The 3,042-nt window shown below is 75.0% G+C and carries 3 protein-coding genes; all 3 read left to right on the top strand.

The window, feature by feature from the left end:
• The first annotated feature begins 33 nt into the window (after positions 1-33).
• Positions 34-951, top strand: coding sequence for a nucleoside triphosphate pyrophosphohydrolase (locus tag AC0CYZ_RS02205; protein ID WP_472211896.1), 918 nt, complete (start codon positions 34-36; stop codon positions 949-951).
• A 155-nt stretch (positions 952-1,106) separates the two neighbouring features.
• A complete protein-coding gene (gene efeU / locus AC0CYZ_RS02200) occupies positions 1,107-1,952 on the top strand; it encodes an iron uptake transporter permease EfeU (protein WP_472211893.1) in 846 nt (281 codons plus the stop codon).
• Between the two features lie 65 nt (positions 1,953-2,017).
• Positions 2,018-3,042, top strand: a 1,025-nt coding sequence (gene efeO / locus AC0CYZ_RS02195; protein WP_472211889.1) for an iron uptake system protein EfeO, incomplete at its 3' end; no start/stop codon positions are given.

Genomic DNA, 3,042 nt, shown 5'->3' with positions numbered 1-3,042 from the left:
CCCCCGGCCCGCCCCGAGCCCGGTCCCGGCGCCGTGAGCGGCCCGACCCGGGTCGTCGTCGACCCGCGGCTCGGGCCGGTCCTCCCGGCCCGGGCGGTGCGCCTCGTCGCCGCCGCCCCCGTCGTGCTGCTCGATCCCTCGCTGCCCGCGGCGCTGGCCGCGCGCCTGGCCGAGGAGCTGGACGCGGTCCCCGCCGACCGGGTGCGCGCCGACGTCCCGCCCGGCGCCGTGCTGCTCACCGCGGGCCCCGACCCGGAGGCGCCGTCGGGCGCCGAACTGCTCGAGGCGGTCGCGGTCATGGACCGGCTGCGCGCGCCCGGCGGCTGCCCGTGGGACGCCGAGCAGACCCACGAGAGCCTGCTGCGCTACCTCGTCGAGGAGACCTACGAGCTCTACGACGCGCTGGCCGCCGGCGACGTCCCGGCCGTCCGCGAGGAGCTCGGCGACGTGCTCCTCCAGGTGGTCTTCCACGCGCGGGTGGCCGCCGAGGCGGCGGAGCCCCGGCGGTTCGACGTCGACGACGTGGCCGCCGAGCTCGTGGCGAAGCTGGTCGGGCGGCACCCGCACGTGTTCGCCGACGAGGCCGGGGTGATCAGCGCCACCGACCAGGACGTGCGCTGGGAGGAGCTCAAGGCCACCGAGAAGCGGCGGGAGTCGGTGCTCGACGGGGTCGCGCTCGCCCAGCCCGCGGCCGCGCTGCTCGCCAAGTACGTCAGCCGGGCGACCCGCGCCGGGGTCCCGCCCGACCTCCTCGCCGCGGCGGTCCCCGAGGGCGCGCCGGCCGCCGTCGTCGCGTCCGCCCTGGCCGGCGGCGACCCCGAGGGGACGCTGCGCGCCGCGGCCACCGCGCTCGGCGCGCACCTCCGCGCCGTAGAGGCAAGCCTGCCCGCACCGGGGGACGGTCAGCCGCGCCGGACCACCCCGGAGGAGTGGCGCTCACACTGGGCGTGACGGATTTTGCCTGCTCCCGCCCCTGGTCACCCGGTCGGGTCGGACAAAACGATCGTCTTTCCTCCGCTCAGCGCTTGACGCGAAGGTGAGGCAAACCTAAGACTGCGCCTGAGCGAGGGCCGCCGGTCCCCGCGGACGGTGGAGGAGGCGCGGCGGTGCTGGCGACGTTCGTGATCGGGCTCCGGGAGGGCCTCGAGGCCGCCCTCATCGTCGGGATCGTCGGCGGGTTCCTGCGTCGCCGCGGCGACCGCGCGGCACTGCGGCCGATGTGGGCGGGCGTGGCCCTGGCCGTCCTGATCTGCGTCGCCGTCGCCGTCGTCCTCCAGGTGGTCTCCGCCGACCTGCCCCAGCAGGAGCAGGAGGGCCTCGAGACGGTGATCGGCCTGGTGGCCGTCGGGATGATCACCTACATGATCGTCTGGATGCGCGGGCACGCGCGCTCCATGCGCCGCGAGCTGGAGGCGGCCGCCGAGAGCGCGCTCGCCCGGGGCTCCACGTGGGCCTTGATCGCGATGGCCTTCCTCGCGGTCCTGCGGGAGGGCTTCGAGACCACGGTCTTCCTGCTCGCCGCCTTCCAGTCCGCGACGAGCCCGGTCACCGCGGGCGGAGGCGCCGCCCTCGGCATCCTCGTCGCGATCGGCCTCGGCTACGGCATCTACCGGGGCGCGGTCCGCATCGACCTGGCGCGCTTCTTCACGGTGACCGCGGTGTTCCTCGTGCTCGTCGCAGCCGGCCTGTTCGTGAGCGCGGTGCACACCGCCCACGAGGCGACGTGGCTCGACGTCGGGCAGACCCAGGTCGCCGACCTCTCCGCGGTCGTGCAGCCCGGGACCCCGATCTCCTCGCTGCTCACCGGCGTGCTCGGCATCCAGCCGCAGCCGACCGTCATCGAGGTCGTCGCCTGGCTGGTCTACCTGGTGCCGATGCTCGTCTTCGTGCTCTGGCCCGTCCGGCGACCGTCGCGCTCCGCCGCGTCGGAACCGGCCGGCGCCTCCGCCTGACCGATCCCCTCACGCCGCGTCGCCGGGACCCGTGTGTCCCCGACCCCGAGAAAGGACCCCAGCCCGTGCTCCCCGTCTCGCCCCTCCCGGCGCGGTCCCGACGCCGCGGCGGCGCCGTGGTCGGTGCCCTCGCCGTCGCCGTGGTCACCGCCGGGCTCCTCGCGGCCTGCTCCTCCGGAGGCGACCAGGGCGCCCAGGGCGCCAAGGTCTCGATGCCGTTGTCCGACGGCGGGTGTGCGCCGCAGCCCGCGTCCGTGCCCGCGGGACCGGTCGTCTTCACCGTGACCAATTCCGGCACGGCCAAGGTGACCGAGGGCGAGATCCAGAAGGACAGCCGGATCCTCGGCGAGAAGGAGAACATCACCCCGGGGCTCTCCGGCGACTTCTCGCTGCGCCTCGACCCGGGCACCTACACCGTCTACTGCCCCGGGGCCGCGCAGGACACCGCGCAGCTCACGGTGACCGGCCAGGGCGGCCAGGCGCCGGCGCCGGTGGAGGCCTCGCTGGCGAGCGCCACGGCCGGCTACAAGCAGTACGTCATCGGCGAGGTCGCCGCCCTCGTCCCCGCCGCCAAGCAGTTCACCGACGCGGTGCGGGCGAACGACGTCGCGGGCGCCCAGAAGGCCTACGCCCCCGCCCGCTACCACTACGAGCAGATCGAGCCCGTGGCGGAGAGCTTCGGCGACCTCGACCCCGCGATCGACCAGCGCATCGCGGACGTCGAGCCCGGCGCCGAGTGGACCGGGTTCCACCGCATCGAGCAGGCGCTCTGGGTGGACCGGACCACCGCCGGGATGGCGCCGATCGCCGACAAGCTCGATGCCGACCTGGCCAAGCTGCAGTCCCTCGTGGGCACCGCCGAGTACCAGCCCGCACAGCTGGCCAACGGGGCGAGCGAGCTGCTGACCGAGGTCTCGACGTCGAAGGTCACCGGTGAGGAGGACGCCTACTCCCACACCGACCTATCCGACTTCGACGCCAACATCGCCGGCGCGCAGAAGGCGTTCGAACTGCTCGAGCCCTCGCTGCAGGTCAAGGACCCGGCGCTCGCGACCCAGCTGCAGGCCCGCTTCACCGGCATCACCGACGA

The organism is Actinomycetospora sp., assembly GCF_055612215.1.
Note: the sequence above shows the minus strand (reverse complement) of the source record. Positions and strands in the feature narration are given on the sequence as shown.